Source organism: Lentzea alba (assembly GCF_047445655.1).
GTDB classification, from domain to species: Bacteria; Actinomycetota; Actinomycetes; order Mycobacteriales; family Pseudonocardiaceae; genus Lentzea; species Lentzea alba_A.
In genome coordinates this window covers 210,747-230,423 of sequence record NZ_JAJAEG010000002.1, presented here as the reverse complement: position 1 = coordinate 230,423, position 19,677 = coordinate 210,747, and the positions used below count along the sequence as shown (strand labels likewise).

General features: G+C 68.0%; 16 protein-coding genes. 4 read left to right on the top strand and 12 right to left on the bottom strand.

What is annotated here, in order from left to right:
- Positions 1-9 precede the first annotated feature (9 nt).
- Positions 10-2,418, bottom strand: coding sequence for an ATP-binding protein (locus LFM09_RS04075; protein WP_414094881.1), 2,409 nt, complete (start codon positions 2,416-2,418; stop codon positions 10-12).
- A gap of 204 nt (positions 2,419-2,622) precedes the next feature.
- Between LFM09_RS04075 and LFM09_RS04070 the strand changes: the two genes are divergently transcribed.
- Together LFM09_RS04070 and LFM09_RS04065 are read left to right on the top strand one after the other, a co-directional pair.
- The gene (locus LFM09_RS04070; protein WP_414094880.1) at positions 2,623-3,336 is read left to right on the top strand and encodes a response regulator; all 714 of its coding nucleotides are present in this window, start codon (positions 2,623-2,625) and stop codon (positions 3,334-3,336) included.
- An 84-nt stretch (positions 3,337-3,420) separates the two neighbouring features.
- Positions 3,421-4,335: a DNA-3-methyladenine glycosylase family protein gene (locus tag LFM09_RS04065; RefSeq protein ID WP_414094879.1), complete on the top strand. Its 915-nt coding sequence runs from the start codon at positions 3,421-3,423 to the stop codon at positions 4,333-4,335.
- Here LFM09_RS04065 and LFM09_RS04060 read toward each other — a convergent pair.
- Both LFM09_RS04060 and LFM09_RS04055 read right to left on the bottom strand, forming a co-directional pair.
- The gene (locus tag LFM09_RS04060; RefSeq protein ID WP_414094878.1) at positions 4,241-5,191 is read right to left on the bottom strand and encodes a serine/threonine-protein kinase; all 951 of its coding nucleotides are present in this window, start codon (positions 5,189-5,191) and stop codon (positions 4,241-4,243) included. The two genes, LFM09_RS04065 and LFM09_RS04060, sit on opposite strands and share 95 nt — an antisense overlap.
- Before the next feature lie 16 nt (positions 5,192-5,207).
- Positions 5,208-6,590 carry an HsdM family class I SAM-dependent methyltransferase gene (locus LFM09_RS04055; protein WP_414094877.1) on the bottom strand — a complete coding sequence of 461 codons (1,383 nt, stop codon included), beginning with the start codon at positions 6,588-6,590 and terminating at the stop codon, positions 5,208-5,210.
- A 52-nt stretch (positions 6,591-6,642) separates the two neighbouring features.
- Here LFM09_RS04055 and LFM09_RS04050 point away from each other — a divergent pair, with 52 nt between their 5' ends.
- A complete protein-coding gene (locus tag LFM09_RS04050; protein ID WP_414094876.1) occupies positions 6,643-7,338 on the top strand; it encodes a PP2C family protein-serine/threonine phosphatase in 696 nt (231 codons plus the stop codon).
- A 56-nt stretch (positions 7,339-7,394) separates the two neighbouring features.
- Here the strand turns inward: LFM09_RS04050 and LFM09_RS04045 are convergent, their stop codons facing one another.
- The 3 genes from LFM09_RS04045 to LFM09_RS04035 form a co-directional block, all read right to left on the bottom strand.
- Positions 7,395-9,164 (bottom strand): alpha/beta hydrolase, encoded by a 1,770-nt coding sequence (locus tag LFM09_RS04045; RefSeq protein ID WP_414094875.1) that lies wholly within the window; start codon positions 9,162-9,164, stop codon positions 7,395-7,397.
- Positions 9,165-9,341: 177 nt separating this feature from the next.
- Positions 9,342-10,232 carry a helix-turn-helix transcriptional regulator gene (locus LFM09_RS04040; protein ID WP_414094874.1) on the bottom strand — a complete coding sequence of 297 codons (891 nt, stop codon included), beginning with the start codon at positions 10,230-10,232 and terminating at the stop codon, positions 9,342-9,344.
- Between the two features lie 36 nt (positions 10,233-10,268).
- Positions 10,269-11,090: an oxidoreductase gene (locus LFM09_RS04035; protein ID WP_414094873.1), complete on the bottom strand. Its 822-nt coding sequence runs from the start codon at positions 11,088-11,090 to the stop codon at positions 10,269-10,271.
- A gap of 161 nt (positions 11,091-11,251) precedes the next feature.
- Between LFM09_RS04035 and LFM09_RS04030 the strand changes: the two genes are divergently transcribed.
- A complete protein-coding gene (locus tag LFM09_RS04030; protein ID WP_414094872.1) occupies positions 11,252-11,779 on the top strand; it encodes a TetR family transcriptional regulator in 528 nt (175 codons plus the stop codon).
- A gap of 1 nt (position 11,780) precedes the next feature.
- Here the strand turns inward: LFM09_RS04030 and cobF are convergent, their stop codons facing one another.
- From cobF to LFM09_RS04000, 6 genes are read right to left on the bottom strand one after another with little or no spacing between them, the layout of a single operon-like run.
- Entirely contained in the window at positions 11,781-12,524 is a 744-nt protein-coding gene (gene cobF / locus LFM09_RS04025) for a precorrin-6A synthase (deacetylating) (protein WP_414094871.1), read from the bottom strand.
- A 13-nt stretch (positions 12,525-12,537) separates the two neighbouring features.
- Positions 12,538-13,701 (bottom strand): MFS transporter, encoded by a 1,164-nt coding sequence (locus LFM09_RS04020; protein WP_414094870.1) that lies wholly within the window; start codon positions 13,699-13,701, stop codon positions 12,538-12,540.
- On the bottom strand, positions 13,695-14,912 hold the full coding sequence (locus tag LFM09_RS04015) for a phenylacetate--CoA ligase family protein (protein WP_414094869.1): 1,218 nt from the start codon (positions 14,910-14,912) through the stop codon (positions 13,695-13,697). Before LFM09_RS04015 ends, LFM09_RS04020 begins: the two co-directional genes overlap by 7 nt.
- Before the next feature lies 1 nt (position 14,913).
- On the bottom strand, positions 14,914-17,385 hold the full coding sequence (locus tag LFM09_RS04010; RefSeq protein WP_414094868.1) for an acyl-CoA reductase: 2,472 nt from the start codon (positions 17,383-17,385) through the stop codon (positions 14,914-14,916).
- The gene (locus LFM09_RS04005) at positions 17,382-18,521 is read right to left on the bottom strand and encodes a hypothetical protein (protein ID WP_414094867.1); all 1,140 of its coding nucleotides are present in this window, start codon (positions 18,519-18,521) and stop codon (positions 17,382-17,384) included. The genes LFM09_RS04010 and LFM09_RS04005 overlap by 4 nt, the downstream gene beginning before the upstream one ends.
- Positions 18,518-19,645: a GNAT family N-acetyltransferase gene (locus tag LFM09_RS04000; protein WP_414094866.1), complete on the bottom strand. Its 1,128-nt coding sequence runs from the start codon at positions 19,643-19,645 to the stop codon at positions 18,518-18,520. Before LFM09_RS04000 ends, LFM09_RS04005 begins: the two co-directional genes overlap by 4 nt.
- Positions 19,646-19,677 lie beyond the last annotated feature (32 nt).

The window sequence follows — 19,677 nt, the reverse complement described above, 5'->3', positions numbered from 1 at the left end:
GGCGGCGGGTCAACCGATCGCGCGCTCCGCACCCCAGGCCGCGATGTCCTCACGACTCTGCAGCCCCAGCTTGTCCCGCAACCGCTGCAACCTCGACGCCACCGTCCGCACCGACACGTTCAACCGGTTCGCGATCTGCTTGTTCGTCAGCCCGGTGGCGAGCAACGCGATCACCCGCCGCTCGTGATCGTCCAACGAGTCGTGCGCCGCCTCGGTCCGATCCAGCCACACCTCGTCCTGGATGAAGGCCTCGGTGTCCGCCGCGGTCAAGGGCGTGGACGCGGCCTCCGCGCGCGCAACAGGCAGCATCAGTCGTGCAGTACGCATGGCGCCGGCGACCTTCTCCGCCCAGAACGGATCCGGCACCACGCCGACCGACCGTCGTAGTGCGCGCCCGGTCGCCTCAAGCCGTAGCGCGCGCTCGGCCTGACCACGCATCAACGCCACCACGGCTAGACCTTCGAGGGCGTCAGGCGCGGTCAACGGGTTGATCCCGTCCATCCGCAACGCCTCTTGGAAGGCGTGCATGGCCTCGTCCAAGTCGCCCTGCACCAACGCCACCGCACCGCGTGTGTTCAAAGCCGAAGCAATGCGCGCGGGCACGCCCGACGCGCGCGAGATCGGCAACGCCTTCATGACGGCCTTCTCGGCTCGTTCGTGCTTACCGAGAGAGAGTGCTGTACGAGCCAAGTCCACCAAACAGGTCGCACGCGCGAGGGGCTCGCCCAACAACTCGGCAACCCTCAGGCACTCGGTGTTGTTCTCGTCGGACGCCTCCCACTCGCCCGAAGACTGCTGCACGGCCGCCAACGTGCTGCGGCAGCTCATCGCCAGCGCGGGTTGCCCCAGCGAGCGCACCAACCGGGAAGCCTCACCGGACAGCTCGATCGCCTCGTCGTGATCCCCCTGCTCGGTGGCGAACCGGGCGGCGTGGTTCAACGCCACGCACCGGTAATCGTCCCGAGTGGACGGACGCCGCAACGCGTCCCGCAGCATCACGCGGGCCTGCCCCAGCCGCCCGCGCCTCGCGGCGCAGTCGGCCAGTGCGGAAGTCAGCAGCAGCAACCGCTCGTCGACGCGCTCAGCCGCCCACTCGACCGTGCCCAGCAAGGAATCCACGTGGTTGTCGAGCTTGTGCTGAACCTCCGCCGGCACCGACAACGGTGCGGTGATCAGCACGTCCGACAGGTCCGTGAACCACCGCGCCAGCGCCTCGTAAGCGATGTCCAGCTCGCCGGCTGCGACCAACTTCTCCCTGGCGTGCAACCGAATCGACTCCAGCTGCCGGAACCGGGTCGTACCGGGGATGGCCGTGAGGAGCGACTTGGCCTGCAGTCGTGACAACACGTCCAGCACCGGCTCCGCCGACCGTTCGGAAGAGCAGACCTCGGTGGCCGCGGCTAGATCGAACCCACCGTCGAAGACCGATAGTCGTCGCAACGCGAACTGCTCGTCCGGCTGCAACAGCTGGTAGCTCCAGTCGATCGCCTCACGCAGAGACCGTTGCCGTGCAGGCGACTTGCGGCACCCCAGTGTCAACAGCTCAAGCGGCTCGTCCATCCGGTCGCAGATGTCGGTGACCGGCAACAACTGCACCCACCGCGCCGCCAGTTCGATCGCGAGCGGCATACCCTCCAGCCGTGCGCACAAGAGCGCGACGGCGGCGGTGTTGGTGGGAGTGAGCCGGAAGTCGGGCTTGCGCTCCCTCGCTCGATCCACGAACAGCTTCACCGCTTCCGAGCGCGGCGCCGCCGTCGTGACGAGATCCCGGTCCGTCGACGGCACCGGTAACCCCTCGACGTGAAAGCTCACCTCACCTGTGATCCACAGCGCCTCACGCGACGTCGCCAGCACCCGCACGCCGGGGCAGCGGTTCAGCAACAGGTCGGCGAGCTCGGCACACGTGTCGAGAAGGTGTTCGCAGTTGTCGAGGACCACGACCACTTTCATGTTCACGAGCGTTTCTGTGACTGTGTCGCGCAACGGTTCGTCGGACTCCGCGACGACACCCAGCGCGGCCGCCACGGCCGGCATGACGTCCTGCCCGTGGACGATCTCGCCGAGCTCGACGAGGAGAACCCTGTCCGTTCTCCCGCGGCGCAGCCGGCCGGCGGCCTCCAGAGCGAGCCGGGTCTTACCCGCACCCGCACTGCCGACGAGCGTAACGAGACGGTGCCTGCGCATGAGCTGGTCGAGCTTCGAGAGCTCGGGCTGGCGGCCGATGAACGTGTCGCGCGCAGCGGGCAGGTTGGAGAGCACTCGCAGGTTCTGCCTGCTCACAGGCGCGGCCACCGGAACGGCCGCGCGACGGCGATAGGCCCGTTGGCGGCATGCGTTGGAGCAGTAGGACCTGCGCTGCTCGGAGGTGGCGGGAGGCAGCGTGCCGTCGCACAGGGCGCAACGTCCGGTGCTGATCATCAGTACCTCTCCTCCAGCCGTAACGGCATGCCGTCCCTGTCTCGGTCCGGCGAAATCGCAGGTCGTGGGTGGTGACCCGCTGTGTGCAACCCGTTACACGTCTGTGGGCGCGAGACGGTTCGCACTGTGCTCGTTATGCCTACCTTCCCGAGACCCTCGTTCGGGAACAAACTGGTGACTGGTCCGGTCTCACAGGGAGTGCGCATGACGTTGACAACCAGCACCTCGTGGGCGAGCGCAGGTCTGCAACTGGTGGACAAGCCGCGCACGATCACCGTTGGCATCGCTGACGACGAGGTTCTGATCCGCACGGGAGTCCGCGGCGTGCTGGAGCGTTCCGGCAACGTCGTCGTGGTGGGCGAGGCGGGCGACGGCAGCAGCGCCGTCGAGCTCGCGCGCCGCCACCGCCCGCAGGTCCTGCTGATGGACGCCGCGATGCCCGGCATGGAGGGCCTCGGGGCGGTGCGCATGGTGCGCAGGCACGTACCGGGAACACAGGTGATCATGCTGTGCACCCCGCAGACCGAAGAGATGTTGTTCCCGGCGTTGCGCGCCGGCGCGGCAGGTTTCCTGTTCAAGAACGGCGAACCCGACGCCCTGGTGAACGCAGTCCGCGTAGTGGCAGCGGGAGAGGCGATCCTCTCGCCGTCCGCGACCCGCGCGTTGGTAGACCACTTCACCGGCGCCGACTCAGAACGTCGTGACGCCGCAAGGAGCCGCATCAGCCTGCTCACTCGGCGGGAGCAGGAAGTGCTGGTGTACCTGGCGCAGGGCATGGCGAACGCACGCATCGCAAGGCTCATGTACCTCTCGGAGGGGGCGATCAAGGCCCACGTCAGCCGACTGCTGACGAAACTGCGGTGCGACAACCGCGTCCAGGCCGCTCTCATCGCACGCGACGCCGCCCTTCCCTGCTGAACTGACTGCTGCAACGGCGCAGCAGTCAGACTAGCCACGGTTTTCCGTGCGGCGAAGCGCGTCACCCGGTTGGCCCCGTCCAGAATGATGTCCTTTTCCCGCCAGCGTCTCGGTTGGAATGACGTCATGCTTGGTCGCATGCGGCTGCACAAGTTCTCGGAACGCTTGTGGTTTCAAACACCCCTTTGCCCCGACAACTTGTTCGGCCACCTGATCGCCACCGCCGTTCCCGGCGTGGAGGAGTGGCGGGACGGCGTGTACAGGCGGACATTGCGGCTCCCTTTCGGTTGCGGGATCGCGTCTTTGCGCCCCTTGACCGATCACGTCGCGTGCACTGTGGAGCTGTCCGATCCACGAGATTTGAGCAGTGCTCTAGACCTTTGCCGCTTCCTGCTGGATCTGGACGCTTCGCCGATGGTCGTGGATTCGGCGCTGTCTGCGGATCCCTTGTTGGCACCGCTGGTTTCCCGCGCGCCCGGCCGCCGTGTCCCACGCTCGGTCGACGGCGCCGAGTTCGCAATCCGAGCGGTGCTGGGCCAACAGGTCTCCACAAAAGCCGCACGCACCCACGCGGCTCGTCTCGTGTCGCGTTACGGCACGCCTGTCGGAGACCTGTTCCTGTTCCCGCATTCGTTCGATCCCGCGGACCTCGCGATGCCTGAGTCCCGGCGCCGCACGATGGCCGCCCTGCTCTCGGCTCTCGAGTCTGGTTTGGACCTGTCGCCAGGTGCGGACCGTGCCGCCGCACGCTCGTGGCTGACTTCTCTGCCGGGCTTCGGCCCTTGGACCGTGGAATCGATCGCGATGCGCGCTCTGGGGGATCCGGACGCGTTCTTGCCGACCGATCTCGGAATCCGGTTGGCGGCTGAGGCGTTGGGTCTGCCTTCTACGCCGGCGGCTCTGGTCAGGCGCTCGGAGGTGTGGCGGCCGTGGCGCGCTTACGCGGTGCAGCACCTGTGGGCGACCGGTGATCACGAGGTGAACCGAATCCCGGCCTGAGCTGCACGCTCGCGTACATCGCGGCCGCCGACCCGTCGCGCACGAAACCGGGCAACGCCGGCGGGTCGTGCGCGAACCGTTGCAGGTCGCCGAAAACCTCGCCCGCGCTCGCCGGCCTGTCCTGAGGATCCTTGGCCAGCAACCGCTGCACCACGGGGTCCAGCGGGCTCGACAGCCGTCGCGGCACGTCCTTGACGTGCTTGTCGAACACCGCGTACGCGGTGGGCCCGGTGAAGAGCTGTTCGCCGGTCAGCATCTCGTGCAGGACGCAGCCCACCGCGTACAGGTCGCTGCGCGGCTCGGCGATCCCGCGCCGGATCTGCTCGGGCGCCATGTAGGACGGCGTCCCCAGGATCTGTCCGGTGCGGCTGAACGGCGCGACGTCGCTCTCCCGCAACAGCGCCAGCCCGAAGTCGAGCACCTTCACCGCGCCGTCCGGGCACAGCATCAGGTTGGTGGGCTTGAGGTCCCGGTGGCAGATGCCCTGTTCGTGAGCTTCGGCGAGGACCGCAACCGTCTGCGCCGCGATGGTCGCCGCCCACGCCTCCGGCAGCGGGCCGAACTCCTGCACGAGGTCCGCGACGGTCACGCCGTCCACGAACTGCATGACCTGGAACAGGCGTTGGTCGTGCGTGCCGAAGTCGTAGAGCACCGGGACGCCGGGGTGTTCCAGCTTCGCCACGATCCGCGCCTCGCGCGCGAATCGTTGCTGCACCTCGTCGTCACTGGTGGGGAGCTGGAGGAGCTTGACTGCAACGCGTCGATCGAGACGCAGGTCCCGGCCCTTGTGCACGGCACCCATGCCACCCCGCCCCAACGGCAGGTCGTCGATCTCGTAGCGGTCGGCGATCAACACCCGCGAAGCCTAACCCTCACGCCGGGCCGATCTGCCCGCCCAGCAGGCCCGCGTACCCGAGCCTGATCAGCCCGGTGGCTTCCTGCAGGCTCTCTTCGAGCGCTTTGAGCTGCGCGAACGTCCGCCCGTACCGGCGCTGCGCGTCGATCGGCAGCGATGGCACCTGCTGGCGTCGCACGTCCAGCCTGGTCGAGCCGGTGGGCGTGCGGGCGAACGCGGCGCGCAGCACCCCTTCGAGGAAGTCCGGGTCGAGCTTGCGCGGGTCGATCTCGTACGTCGCGCCGGTGGGCGAGGTGACGACGTGGGTACCGGGCGCCGAGCGGATCAGTTCGCCGATCGTCGTCATCGGCGGCACGGGTTGCTCCTGCAGCTCAGGGAGTTGAGGCAGGTGGAAGGTCGGTTGCAAGGCGAGGTAGGCGGACACGTCGGTGCCGCTGCGGCGCGCCGGGCTGAGGTCGACGTCGTCGTCGAGCAGGTCGATCACGCGCGTGTTCGGCTCAAGAGGGCCGGGGGCGGCCAGCAGGGCGATGTGTTCGGGCACGCGGCCGATCGGGTTGCGAAGCAGCCACAGGTCGCGGCCCGGCTGCACGGTCATCACCGCGCGGATCGCCCCGGCGCGCAACAGGTTGCCGCGGATTCGCTTGCCTGGGCGGCGAGAAGCCGCCGCAGATGGAAGCAGTACCGCCACCTGGCCACCGGGCTTGGCCAGGGAGAGGCAGTGCTGCAGCCACGCCAGTTCCGGTTCGCCGCGCGGCGGTAGGCCGTAGGTCCAACGGGCGTCGCCCACGAGTTCCTCATGACCCCACGCCCGGTCGTGCCACGGCGGATCGCAGAGCACGGCGTCGGCCTTTTGGGCGATGCCGTTGTGCCGCAAGGAGTCGCCGGTGATGATCTGCGCCTTGGGCAGCCGGCGCCGCGCGATCACCGCCGACACCGGGTCCAGCTCCTGCCCGATCTTGTGCCGGGCGGAGGAGGCCTTCAACAAAGAACCGGTTCCGCACGCGGGGTCGATCACCGTCGAGCCGTCGGTCGTGGCCAGGACGAGCTCGATCACCTCGGGTGGAGTGGGGTTCAACAGCCGCGAGTGCGCCTCCAGGTAGCGCTCGTGCAGGAACTCGAAGGTCACCGCATCGGCTTCGACGGCAGCCAGGGCCTCGCCCAGCCGCAGATCGTCGACCGTGCGCAGCTGGGTCCAGAGGCGTTCGGCGGGGGAGACGCGGAACTGCTTGCCGTTGCGGCGCAGCCACGCCTCCACGTCGCGCAGCAGGTACAACGGACTGGAGGCCGTCCCGCCCACCGGCGCCGGGAAGTCCTCGAACCGGCGCCGCCAGTTCGACACGGCCGCCCGCCCCACGTCGGCTAGGCGCGCGATGTCACCGGCGTTGACCGTCTCATCCATGTTCACAACCGTATTGCTTGTGAAGTGAGTTCACAACTGATCTACTGGAGACATGACACACGAGCTGCGCATCGCCGTGGCGACCGATCCTGGGCTCGTTCGCGAGCACAACGAGGATTCGGTCTACGTCCGCCCGGACCTGCAGGCCGTGGCCGACGGCATGGGCGGCCACGAGCACGGCGAGCTCGCGAGTGCCATCGCGGTGAACGTCCTCGCCGCCTGGCGGGGCGACCTCGGCCCCGCGGTGGCCGAGATCGCGCGCAGACTCGACGCCGAAGCCCCGCAGGGCGCCGGCACCACGCTGACCGCGATGCGCTGGGAGGGCCTCGCCTTCCAACTCGCTCACATCGGCGACTCCCGCGCGTACGTGCTCAGGGAGGGCGAACTCCGCCAGATCTCCCACGACCACACCATGGTGCAGGCTCTGGTCGACGCCGGCCGGATGACACCGGAAGAGGCCGCGAACCACCCGCGCCGCGCGTACGTGCTGCGTGCCCTGCAGTCCGGCAACTCGCACGACCCGGACCTGTCGTGGCACCAGGCAAACATCGAAGATCGCTACCTGCTGTGCAGCGACGGCCTCACGGACTACGCGCACATCGAAGACATCCACGAGATCCTGCTGTCCACAGAGGACGGCACGGAAGCGGCCTGGCAGCTGATCGCGCTCGCCAACGGCAACGGCGGCCCGGACAACATCACCTGCGTGATCACGGACGTGGCGAAGAAGAAGTGGTGGCGGCGCTGAGAAAAATGGAAACGGCCCCCGACACAACGTGCCGGGGGCCGCAGCTTTAAAAGGTGTTACAGGTTGGCCGGCATGCCCGACTCGTCGGCAGGAGCCGTAGCGGACCCGCTGAGCAGGTCGCGCACGATCTTGTTGGCCTCCTTGACGGCCGGCGTGATCATCTTGATCTTCACCTTGCCGTTGGTCAGCTTGCCGCCGACCTCGAACGTCTTGTCCTCGCCCGGCAACGGCAGCGCCTGGCAGCCGGTGTACTGCTTGCGCGGGGTCGCACCGGTCTGGAAGAAGAAGACGATCGGGTCGTCGACGCAGTCCGTGTTGTACGGGAACAGGCCGTGCGAGCCCTCGTTGTCAACGCTGATCAGCTTCGCGCCCGGCAGAGCCTTGGTCGTGGCCAGGCCGCCCTCGTACGCCGTGGCGGCGTCGAGCTCGCTCTGCGCGACCAGCAGGCGCGGGAACGTCTTCTTGTCCGGCTTCGGCATCGAGTTCTTGGTCTGCCAGTACGCGCACAGCGGCGTGCTCATGAACGGCGCGATGAACGGCGCGTTCACGGTCAGGTCGGCCAGCCAGTAGTTCCAGTAGTGCAGGTTCTGGTTCCACTGACCGTCCTGGCAGCGGATGGCCTCGAACGTCGCGTCCCAGGTCTCGACCTCGGCGGCGGCGGTCGTGGACTTCACCGCGACGCGCTCCTTCTTGGCGATCGCGGCGAGCGCGTTCTCCTTGCCCTTCGCGATGAACGCCTTGTTCTCGGCCGAAAGCCCAGGCGTGGCAAGCATCTTGGCGACGAGCGCGGACACCTTCTCCGAGTCGGTGCCGGAAGGCTGCTCACCGATCACCGCGGCCACGGCCGAGGCGGCCGAAGGGTACTGGGTGGTGTCGTACATCGCGGGGATGATGAACCACGCGGTGAACAGCATGCCGACGAACTCGCGCGTGCCGCCGGCCTTCTCCCAGTTGCGGCGGATCTCCATCGGGTCGGTGCCCTGCGCGTACGTCGCGTTGTTGCGCGCCATGTAGGGCAGCAGCGCCTCCTGGAACTGGCGGTCGCGGGTGCGCGGCTGCAGGTCCCAGGTGTTCTCCAGCGTCGACTGCGAGGCGTCAACGGCCGAGTCGAGCAGGAAGCGGTGCGCCTTGCTCGGGAACGTGGCGGCGTACCAGGTGCCGAGCCACGTGCCGTAGGAGTAGCCGATGTAGCTCATCTTCTTCTCGCCGAGCAGGACACGGATGAAGTCCATGTCGTAGGCGGTCTGCTCGGTGGTGATGAACTGGGTGAGCGGGTTCTCCAGGCAGCCCTGGACCTTCGCCTTGTTGATCACGTTGACATCAGTGCTGCTCGGGACCGTGTAGCTGCACTTCAGAGGCGTGGACAGGCCGACGCCGCGGGGGTCGAAGCCGATGAAGTCGTACTGGCCGGCGAGGACCGGGGAGCGCAGGGCCATCGCCGCGCCCCACGGCAGGCCGGAGCCGCCGGGACCACCGGGGTTGACCAGCGCGATCCCCTGGCGGCTGGTGCCCTTGTACGCGGTCTCGGTCTTGGAGACCCGGATGCCGATCGTGTTGCCGTCGGCGGGGTTGTGCCAGTCGCGCGGCACCTGGACGGTGGCGCAGGCCAGGCCCTTGACGGTCTTGAACTTCTTGACGGTCTCCTCGGCGACGCCGGGGAACGTGCACTCTTCCCAGTTGATGGTCTGGGTGGCCAGCGCGCCCGAGAGCTTGGCCGTGTCCGGGTCCTGTGGTGCCGCCGCGTTCGCCGTCGGCGTGAGCACGATGCTGGTGGCGGCCAGCACCCCTGTCAGCGCGGCGATGCCGCCTCTGAAGTACTTCCTCACGGTCGATCCCTTCCTGCCCCCGCACGGCCGGGTGAGGCCGCGCTTTCAGAAGGGGGAGAAAGGGGTTTCCCTCGTTTGACACTCGCGAGGGGTGGCAGAAAGCCGCCATGTCTGGAAACTGTCACGAAAGGTGTTCACAGAGTGATGAACACTGCTCACATCGGTGACTTTGGGTGACTAGAGCCAACCTCGCCGTGACGCCTGCACGCCCAGTTGGAACCGCGTCTGCGCGCCCAGCAACTGCTGCAGACGGCTCACCCGGCGGTGCACCGTTCGTTCGCTGACACCCAGCTCGCGCGCGATCGACTCGTCGGTCAGACCGGCGCTGAGCAGCGCCATCAGCCGCCGGGTCACGGTCGTCGGCTCCTCGTCGCCGGCTTCCTGGCTGCCCGGCGTGATCGACACGGCCATCCGCCAGAACGCCTCGAACAGCTCGATGAGCGCGCTCAGTAGCACAGATGGGTGAATGAGCAGTGCCACGACGTTGCCACCGGTGACCGTCGGCACCGCGATCAACGCCCGGTCCGAGTCGGCGATCACGAGCTTGAGCGGCACGCCGGGGAACGCCCGCGCCTGCTCGCCCACCGCGATGCTCTCCTGCACCGACGCGAACCCCAGTTCGCTCTGCAGGAGCGCCGACTCGTACACGACCCGGTAGCCGACGCCACGGGCCAGCGCCGGAGGCTGTGCGGGACTCGCCTCCGGCTGCGGGCTCAGGTACGAACCGGGATCCAGTGCCCGGATCTCGGTCTTGGCCTGGCTCTGCATCTCCTCGAACGCGCTGATCACCTCGTCGGCGCCCTTCAGCAGCTCGACGAAGTCGACCTCTTTCGCACCGTGCTCGGCGTACGCGGCGGCCAGCAGTTCGGCGGTCTCCCTGGCCCGGACGGCCGCGGCCTCGTGGCTCGACGCGATGGCGGCCAGCGCCGAGCGCGGCGGGCGCGCCACACCGTTGCGGATCAGGCCGAGCCGGACGAGTTCTTCTTGTGCCGCACCGGGTTCACTGTTCGCGCCGCGCAACATGGCCAGGTACAGCTGCTCGGCTTCCGGCGACAGCCCCTCGTGCACAAGTCTCCCTTCGGTTCTGCGACCGAAGGTACCCGCTCAGATCTTGGCGGCGCGCCGCATCGCCCCGAGGAACAGCGCGTCGAACCCGCGGTCCGACAACACCCTGCGCGCGAACAGGATCGGCCCCGCACCGAAGCCGGCGGCGTAGCGCGTGCGCGGCCGGCGAGCCCGCACCGCCTTGACGATCACGTCCGCGATGACCTTCGGCTCGGACCCGCGGTCGGCCTGCCCGAAGAACGCCGACAGCTGGCGGACCTGCTCCTTGTACGCACCCTCACCGGACCGCTTGCGCAGGTTGTCGACGGCGATCCCGGTCCACTCGGTCTTGATCGCACCCGGCTGGATCACCACGACGTCGATCCCGAACGGCTTCAGCTCCAGCCGCAACGAGTCGCTCAGCCCCTCCACCGCGAACTTCGTCGAGTGGTACCAGCCGCCGAGCGGTTCGTAGATCTTGCCGCCGATCGACGACACGTTCACGATCCGCCCGCTCTTCTGCTCACGCATGTGCGGCACGACCAGCTGCACGAGCCGCGCCAGCCCGAACACGTTCACCTCGAACTGGTACTTGCCCTCGCTGAGCGGCACGTCCTCGAACGCCCCGTACGACCCGTAACCGGCGTTGTTCACGAGCACGTCGATCCGGCCGGTCTCCGCGATGATCTGCTTGACGCCCGCGACCATCGAGTCGTCGTCCGTGACGTCCATCTCCAGCACCCGGATGCCCTTCGCGGCCAGCCCTTCCATCCGCTGCACCCGGCGCGCCGCGGCGTACACGGTGTAGCCGGCTTTGTGCAGCTCATCCGCCGTGGACTCGCCGATCCCCGACGAGGCGCCCGTGACCAGTGCGACCTTCATGATGCCCGCTCCTAACTAACCGTTTGGTTGGCGTAACTGACCAGTTGGTTGCCACTCGCGATAACTAACTGGTTGGTTGCTAACTAGGCAACCGCGTCTCGCCCGGCCTGTCAACCAACTAGTTGGTTGCTTCTACCAACCGGTTGGTTAGAATGCGGAGCGTGGTGAGGGACAAGGAAGCGACCAAGGCCAAGCTGCTGGAGGCCGCGCTCGAGGAGTTCGCGCGGTACGGCATCGCCGGCGCGCGGGTCGATCGAATCGCGGCCAAGGCCGGCTGCAACAAAGCGATGATCTACGCCTACTTCGGCAGCAAGGAAGGCCTGTTCGAGGAGCTGCTGAGGATCCAGATCGACCGCATGGTCAAGTCCGTGCCGATCACCGCCGACGACCTCCCCGGCTACGCGGGCCGGTTGTTCGACTCCTACGCGGAGCACCCGGAGCTGCTCCGGCTCGCGGCCTACCACCGGCTGGAGAACGGCTTCGACGCCGTCCCGAAGGCGGAGGCCGAGGCGTACCAGCACAAGGTCGCCGCCGTCGCGCAGGCCCAGATGGAGGGCAAGGTCTCCGCCGCGTTCAACGCCTCAGACCTGCTGGACCTGGTCGTGCACACGTCGATACTGGCTTTCAGCACCCCGTACGCGACCAGGGATCTCGTCGAACGCACGGTCAGGAGACTGGTCGCCGAGTGAACTAGGTCCTGCGCAGCAGGTAGGTGTCCATGATCCACCCCTTGCGCGCCCGAGCCTCGTCCCGCAGCTCACGGATGCGCGGAGCCACGTCACCGACCCGTCCGGCCACCAGGATCTCGTCCGGCATGCCCAGATAGGCGCCCCAGTAGATCCACGTGTCCGGGTCGACTCCCTCGAACGAATAGGAAGCGTCCAGCATCACGGCAACGTCGGAAACACCGTCAGGCCACCCGGAAGCCAGCCTGCGCCCGGTCGTGATCTGCACCGGCCGTCCGACCTGGTTCAGCGCCACCTGGTGCCCGGCCGTCAACGCCGCCACCGACGTCACCCCGGGAATCACCGAGACCTCGAACGACTCCCCGCGCGACGCGAGGTCGTCGAGGATCGCCAGCGTCGAGTCGTACAACGAAGGGTCGCCCCACACCAGGAACGCCCCGACCTCATCTGGGCCCAGCGACGCGAGCAACCCCTGACACACGTCCGCGCGCGCCCGGCGCCACGCGTCGATCGTCGCCACGTAGTCGGAAGGGTTGCGGTCGCGCTCCGGATCGCGGCCCTCCAGCCACCGGTAGGGCCGCGTCACGTGCTCGTCGACGATCGACCGGCGCAGGTCGACGAGCTCGTCCTTCACGGAGCCCTTGTCCAGCACGAAGAACACGTCGACCGTTTGCAGCGCCTTGACGGCCTGCAACGTCAGGTGGTCGGGGTTGCCCGCGCCGATACCGATGACCAGGATCTTTCGCACCCGGACACACTAGCTACACGAGCGCGGGCTCCCGAACGCGCGCCAGCACCGCGCCCAGAGCGAGCAATCCGGCACCCTGCGCCACCACGAGCACCTGGGCGCCCAACAGGTCGCCGAACACGCCGAAGCTGAGGAACGCCACCGGATAGGTGAGGCTCAGCACCGCCGTCAACGCCGCGAAGAACCGGCCCTTCACCGAGGCCGGCACGACCTGCTGGAACAACGTCATGAACTTGACGTTGCACACCCCGAGGCAGAACCCGCTGAACACCAGCGCCACCGCGTAGACCGGCAGCGACACCACCACACCGGGCACCGCCAGGAACACCCCGAACAACGCCACGCAAACGGCACCGAACGACGTGATCGAGCCGCGAACCGGAATCCTCGGCGCCAGCAGCGCTCCCGCGATCAGCCCGAGCCACACCGCGGACTCCAGCAACGCCAGCGAGCCGGCACCCGCACCCAGTACGGACTTCGTGTACAGCGGCAGCACCAGCACGGTCGGCGCCGAGAAGAAGTTGACCCCGGCGAACACCAGCAGCACCGGCTTCACCCCGGGCAACGTGCCCAGGAACGCCCACGTGCCGCGCTCACCCGGACCAGCAACGGGAGCAGCCGCGAACCGAGCCATCAGCAGGCACACCACGGAGATCAGGTAGGTCAAGGCGTTGACCGCCACAGCACCGGAGAACCCGACCGAAGCCAGCAACACCGCCCCGAACGCCGCACCGGCGAAGTTCGCGACCGGTTGAGTGGACGAGCCGTAGCTGACCGCCCGCGGCACATCGGCAGCAGGCACCAACTCCGGCAACGCCTTCATCAACGTCGGATCGAAGAACGCCTGACAGGTCGCCAGCACCAGCCCGACGACGTAGACACTCCACACAGGAGGGTCGCCGACGAGCAACAACGAAGCCACCGCAACGAAAGCAACGGCCTCAGCCCGCAGCATCACCACCCGCGACGGTACCCGCGAGATGACCCGGCCGATGTAACCGACCAACGTCAACGAAGGAAGCACGCCGACAACCAGGAACGCCCCAGCCGCCAACCCGCGTGACGAAGCGGGCATCTGCTCAAGCAGCCACCACAGCAATGCGATCTGGTACAGCCGGGTGCCGCCCTGCGACAGCACCTGGCCGAGCCACACCAGCCGGAAGTCGCGGGTCAGCACGGGCGTTCGTCGATCAGCCGCACGGTCTTCCCGCTGCGGGGGTTGACCTCCAGAGCGGAGACCCACTCCACCGCCAACGGAGCCACCGTCCCACGACCGACCTGCAGCTCGAACCGCGGGCTGATCACGTAGACCTCGTCGCGCACCGCCGAAACGTCCTGCGGCGAACCGGCGATCCGCAACACCAGCTGATCCCGCGCGTCCACGCGCCGAATCACGACCTGCACGCCGGTGTGCACCACCCCGGCGCGATCGACCGCGTCCCGCAGATGATCGAGGTGCAGGGTGACCGGCCCGACCCTCGCGCCCTCGTCGGCACGCCCGAGCAGCCGGAAGATCCCGTCCTCGACGTCGACCCACTCGGCCAGGTCCCCGACGGGGTAACGGATCATCGGCTGCAACCGCCGCGTCAGATCCGTCTGCAGCAACCGTCCGGGCTTGCCCGGTGAGGTGATCACACGACCGGTCTCGACGTCGACGATCTCCAGCACCGAACTGTCCACGAAGGACCGGAACACCCGCGGGTCGTCCGATCCCAGCACTGCGGTCCCGATGATCCCGCCGTCCACGCTGCCGTACACGAACGACCGGAACTCGGCCTGGGGAAACGCCTTCGCAAGCAACGCGCGCTGGTCGTCGTACAACGCCTCACCGCTGAACAGGACCAGCCGCACGCCGTCCAACGACCCGACCTCGGAGACCACATGTGCGGCAAGACGGCACAACGTCGTGGGGAAGCCCGCGACGACGTTGGCGTCGAAGTCCTGCATCGTGGTGAGTGTGAACTCGACCGGTGCACTGCCCGTGACCGGCAGCTGCACCAGGTCGATCGGCGACCGCTGCAGCGAGTTCAGCGCGAAGATGAAGCTGGAGTAGAGCTCGCCGGCCGCGAACAGGTTCGCGATCCGGTCACCGTGCCGCAACCCGGCCGCGGGCAGCGTTTCCGCGTACGTGCGGCACATCGCGTCCCACTCCTCGTTGGTGTAGAAGGACACCCGAGGAGCCTTGGTCGTGCCGCCGGTCTTGAAGATCAGCCCGTCGGTGTGCGCACGGGTCAACACCTGGTTGTCGCGCACGGTGTTCGCGGCCCAGAACGCCGCCTGGTCGATCACCGGCAGCTCGGCCAGCGACGAACCCTCGATCCCGTCGTACAGCTCCTTGTAGAACGGCGAGTGCGTGCGGGCGTAGCAAATGAGGTCGAGAACGGACATCTCACACGCTCCTGCTGCTGCGCTGGTCGACAACGGCGATCAACTTGCCGCTGCTCTTCGTCCTCAAGAAGTCAGCCAACGGCACGTTCTCCACGCGCACGTTCAGCAGCCTGTCCTTCTCGACCGCCTCGGCGACCTCGGCATAACGGGACAGCAGCGTGATCTGGGTGGCGGCCGGTTCGGGCGCCCGCCCGCGTTCGAGACGCACCACCAGCTCCTCGCCGGAAGCGTCCTCGTTCAGCTCGATCTGCAACGCACCCGAGTAGCTGTACTCGTCTTCGAGGATCGTCAGGAACCGCCGGTAGTTCAACGTCTGCGCGGCCGCACGGAACACGTCACCGGTGCGCCCCAACAACTCGAACCGCGGCGTCTGCCGGCCGCACGCACACGAGCCGGGCACCCACCGGCCGAGGTCGCCGATCTCGTAACGCTCCAACCGCTGACCACGCCGCGTGTGCGTGGTGAAGACCAGGCGGCCAGGCTCCTCGGCGACAACAGGGCGATCCGTCGACGGGTCGAGGATCTCCAGCGTGTGCAGGCCGGTGAACAGGTGGTGCACCTTGCCCGACGACGCCTCGCACTGGTACCCGACCGGGCCCGCGTCGACCGTCGCGTAGGCAGCCGAGCGGATGATCTCGATGCCGAACTCGTCCCGCAGCCGCGCCATGGCCTGCGCGCCGAAGTGCTCGCCCGCGTAGAAGATCTTGCGGATGCCGCCGTACTCCTTCAGGAGTTCGCCGTGCTCGGCGAAGAGCCGCTGCACGAACGAAGGCGCGGTCAGCAGCGTGTCGACGCGGTTGTCCACAATGGCCTGGGCGATCGCGTCGAGCTGGCCCCACTCGCCGCCCATCGGGAACTGCACGGCGTTCATCCGCTCCAGCGCGGAGAAGAAGCTGACGAAGCTCGCGTACATGTGCCCGTTGAAGAACAGGTTCATGATCCGGTCGTGCCGCGGGTCGAGCCCGGTGGCCAGCAACGCCTCGGCGCCGACCCACATCTGCTCGTCCCAGTCCGCCCACGTGTACGCGGAGAGCTTCGGTGCGCCGGAGCTGCCGCCGCTGCGGAAGTACACGTCCGCCGGTCGGTCCTGCAGCGTCTCGAAGTCGGACTTCAACGTCACCGGCACCGCGGGAACGGGCAACTGCCGCGACTCGGTCAGGTCGTCCAGCGACGCGTCGAGCGCGAACCTGTCGTCCAGCTGCACGGACACGCGGTTGCTGTAGCGCTGCAACGCGTACACGCCGTCGTGCGGCTCACCGCTGTAACCGCCGAGCATCGAGCCCGGCGTGGTGATCCGCTGCACGCCGACCGACACGAACGACCGCGCGAGCATTGCGGCGTCCGGTCGTTCGGCCGCGAGCCCGACGGTCTGCAGATAACGCCGCATGGGCCGCAACACAGAGGTGATCTGCTTGCGCGGCAACGGCTTCACCCACACCGTGCGGTACAGCGGCGACGTGCGCAACGCGGACCGCACGTCCGCCAGCACCCGCCAGTGCTCGCCCGTGTGCACCTCGGTGAGCCCGAGGTGCTCTTCGAGCTGGGCGACGACCACGGTGTTCGTGATCTCGGCCCACTCCGCCTGCGACGGCTCGCGGGTCGGCGGGCCGGTCAGCTCCAGCACGTTCGCGAAGCGCTCGGCGAACGCGAAGACCTGGTTCGGGTCCTCGGTGTCGAGGTAGATCACCTGCGGGCTGGAGCACGCCTGCTGTTCCAGCTGGCACACGTCCGCCGCCAGCGCGTGCAGGGTGTCCACATCGGACCACAGGTCGCGGGTCAGGTAGGCGAACGACAGCTTCGGGCCCCAGTCGATCACGCGCGTGCCGGGCCGGACCAGTTCGGTGACGCCGGTGACGGCTTCCTCGCCGCCCCAGACGGCGACGGCGTCGGCCGCGCCGAGCATGCGCGACATCCAGTCGGCCCGCGAGGAGGAGAAGCGCAGCACGATGAGCCGGGCCGCGATCTGGCCGGTCTGGTCGAGGGCGGCCAGTGCGGCGAGCACCTCGGCGGTGAAGCCGGAGTCGTCGGACGCGACCTTGATGACGTTGAGGTTGCCCGAGAGCAGGCCCTCGACGGCGCTCAGCACCCCGGAGACGGGCGCGTTGCCCGCCGTCACGTGGGCGAGCAGCCCGAGCGGCACCCAGGCCTCGTACGTGGGCGTGCGGAAGTCGAACCGGACCAGCCGCGCCGGGTCGAGGTTGCCGAGCTCGCGCTTGAGCTTGCGCTCCAGCTCGGGCCGCGACAGCGCGTGCCGCAGCGCCTCCAGCGTCTCGTCGATCTCCAACGAGTCCAGGCCCCACGCGACGAGCGCCGCGCGGTGGCTCTCCAGGTCGAGCTTCTCGGCGGCGGCGAGCACGACGAGCGGGTTCAGCCGCGGGCCTGCGATGACCTGCTGTGTGCGGTCCTCCAACGTGTCCAGGCGGTGGCCGACGGCGTCGTCGTCGACCCACTCGCCCTGCCAAAAGTGCCTCATGCCTTGCCCTTCAAAAGCTCTGCTGCGGCGATGGCGCAGGATCGGTTGCGGGAGACACCGGCGCGGCCGAGGATCTCGAACCACGGGGTCTCGTTGCCGCAACCGCACTCCTCAGGTGCGTGCAGTGCGGCGAGGTCGCCCATCAGCACGCTCTGCGCGGGCGCCGAGGTGATGTACGGGGAGACGAACTGGATGTAGCCGGATTCGCCGTACGGCAACGGCTCCAGCGTCCGGACGTCGCGAACCAGCGCGCGCGACCAGGTCGGCACGTGCAGGTTGTGGTGCGCGCATTCGACGTACGGCACCGAGTGCTCGACCGAGCCGTAGCTGTCGCGGATCCGGTTGTCGGGGATGCCGAGCATCTCGGTGACCTTGGAACGCAGCTCGGACTTGGAGATCTGCTTGTCGGCGTTGCCCTTCCAGCCGCCGCCGAACCACACCAGCGAGCGCTCGTTGAGCTTGACCGGCTCCACGCCCATGGCGCGCATGCGGTCGATGGTGAAGCTGAGGAACGCGGGGAACCCGAAGATCCGCACGGGCAGGCCGCTGTCCGCGAACCGCTGCAGCGCGCGGATGCTGCCGAACGCGTCGAACTCGTGGCCGGTGCCGGTGTGCGCGAGGCCGTAGTCCACCGACTGCACGGGGGCGAAGTCGGTCATGAACTGGCCGGTGAACGAGCTGCCGAGCTTGACCGACGGCGTCGGCTGGTTGAGGTTGATCAGGTAGTGCACGGGCTCGGTGTCGTCGATGAACCCGTTGTGGTCGTAGATCCGCGCGACCATCCGCTGGCCGGCGCGCAGGGTCCACGCGTCCCAGAACATCTGCGACTTCTGGCCGGTCGTGCCGGACGAGGTGGCGTGCACGACGACCTCGTCGCGCGGCACCGACAGCACCTCGTGCATCTTGAAGAAGTTCGCGTGGACGTACGGCTGCTCGCTGATGTCCTTGATCGGCTTGCCGTTCCACAGGCTGCGGAAGAAGTCGTTGCGCTGGGCGTGCCAGCGGTTCGACTCGTTCATGGCCTCCAGGAACAAAGCGTCGTCGCTGTGGTCGTACGGCGCCGCGATGTCGCACAGCGCCTGGACAGCGCTCAACGACCGGTCCGGCACCGTTGCTGGACCGAGGTGGGGGTTCATGCGCGGAAAACTCCGTTGGTGTTGAGGAACTTCTGCGTCCACAGCTCGATGTACTGCTCGGTGAAGGGCCGGAACGCCTCGTCGATCGTGAGCCCGCGGAAGTCGGGCGGCTGCGGCGTGTGCACCATGACCACGTAGTCGTGGTGGAGGTCGCCGTCCTTGCGCATCGCCGGGTACAACGCCACCGGCAGGAAACCGAACGCCAGCAGCGCGCTCAGCTCGTCGAACTCGTGCAACGGCACGAGCGTCTCCACGTGCGGCGCGCCCAGGCCGGCGAGCGTGTCGATCACGCCGCCGAGGTGCGGCACGACGGCCATGGCGCTGGGGGTGCTGCCGAAGATCGTGCAGTACCCGTCGTGGCGGTTGAGGTGGCCGTAGATCTGGTACTGGCCTTGTTCGTCGGCGAGCAGCACGTTCGGCTTGTGCATCGGGTAGAAGCGCCGCGCAGGGTCGTTGATGTTGCGCTCGAAGTGCCGCTGGACGAACTGCGGTGCTTCGATCACTTCGAGGCGCGACGGCTCGGCGGCGGGGAAGTCGGTGTCCTCGACGAACTCCGGCAGCACGGGGAGCCCGATCGTGCGGTGGGCCGCCGTGATGAGCTTCTCCAGGCCCTTGGGCGCCTTGTGCACCTCGGCGCGGTTGTCGAGCACGCCGTCGCGGTGCTTCGCCAGCAACGCCATGGTCTCGCGCCGGGCGTGCTTGAAGAGGTTCGGCACGAGCCCGAGCGCGTGGAATCCGTTGCGCAGACACACTCTCTGCGGCGCGATGTGCACCGTGCGGGCGGTGCCGTACACCGAGTCGATGTCGTTGTAAGCGAGCATCCGATCGGTGATCTGGCCGACGGCGTGGTGCGCGATGCCGCCACCTTGCGCGTCGGGGTCCACGACCAGGCCGGCGATCTTGCCCATGCGGTCGGAGGTCTCGACGTGCCCGGTGATCGAGGCGACCACCTTGCCGTTCTGCCGCCACACCAGCCACGTGGTGCCGGGGGACTCGATCTCGGCCGCCATGACGGCGGGGTCGGTGCCCATCGCGATCGGGTAGTTCGCGCCGTGTGCCCGCCGGTACAGCCTGAGCAGGTCGTCGATGTCGTCGAGTCGGGCCGGCTCGAACTCGGGTGCCACTGCAATGCCTCCTTCGTATCCCGTTGCGGACG

Coding starts and splice junctions, on each gene's coding strand:
- LFM09_RS04075 (WP_414094881.1), bottom strand. CDS start 2,418: ATGATCAGCACCGGACGTTGCGCCCTGTGCGACGGCACGCTGCCTCCC.
- LFM09_RS04070 (WP_414094880.1), top strand. CDS start 2,623: ATGACGTTGACAACCAGCACCTCGTGGGCGAGCGCAGGTCTGCAACTG.
- LFM09_RS04065 (WP_414094879.1), top strand. CDS start 3,421: ATGATGTCCTTTTCCCGCCAGCGTCTCGGTTGGAATGACGTCATGCTT.
- LFM09_RS04055 (WP_414094877.1), bottom strand. CDS start 6,590: ATGGATGAGACGGTCAACGCCGGTGACATCGCGCGCCTAGCCGACGTG.
- LFM09_RS04050 (WP_414094876.1), top strand. CDS start 6,643: ATGACACACGAGCTGCGCATCGCCGTGGCGACCGATCCTGGGCTCGTT.
- LFM09_RS04035 (WP_414094873.1), bottom strand. CDS start 11,090: ATGAAGGTCGCACTGGTCACGGGCGCCTCGTCGGGGATCGGCGAGTCC.
- LFM09_RS04015 (WP_414094869.1), bottom strand. CDS start 14,912: ATGTCCGTTCTCGACCTCATTTGCTACGCCCGCACGCACTCGCCGTTC.
- LFM09_RS04010 (WP_414094868.1), bottom strand. CDS start 17,385: ATGAGGCACTTTTGGCAGGGCGAGTGGGTCGACGACGACGCCGTCGGC.
- LFM09_RS04005 (WP_414094867.1), bottom strand. CDS start 18,521: ATGAACCCCCACCTCGGTCCAGCAACGGTGCCGGACCGGTCGTTGAGC.